Source organism: Actinoallomurus acaciae (assembly GCF_042429965.1).
Classification (GTDB): Bacteria; Actinomycetota; Actinomycetes; order Streptosporangiales; family Streptosporangiaceae; genus Actinoallomurus; species Actinoallomurus acaciae.
Genome location: NZ_JBHLZP010001313.1, coordinates 354 through 651, shown reverse-complemented (window position 1 = coordinate 651; position 298 = coordinate 354). Strand labels below are relative to the sequence as shown.

1 protein-coding gene is annotated in these 298 nt (G+C 76.5%); it reads left to right on the top strand.

The window, feature by feature from the left end; all coding sequences use genetic code 11:
• On the top strand, positions 1-298 hold a 298-nt coding region (locus tag ACFFNX_RS52260; RefSeq protein WP_378213930.1), incomplete at both ends, for a hypothetical protein.

The following is a 298-nucleotide window of genomic DNA, read 5'->3' as shown; positions in this document are numbered from 1 at the left end:
CGTGCGCGCCGAGCAGGAGGACGCCGGCGAGCAGCGCCGCGCGGTCGACGACGGGACCCTCGCGGGCTACCGGCGGCGGGCCGAGCTCGCCGCGGCCGCGCGCTGGCCGCAGGACTGGCGCCGTCACGCCCGGCACGGCGAGCAGGACTCCGGCGAGATCGCCCCCGAGCCGTGGTTCTACGCCGAGCGCATGACGCTCGTCGCCGGGGTCAACCAGGCGGCGAGCCTGGAGATGTGGGAGGAGGCCTGGCGGGTCGGCCGGGCGTTCTGCTCGCTGTGCCATTCGATGCGGCTGTTC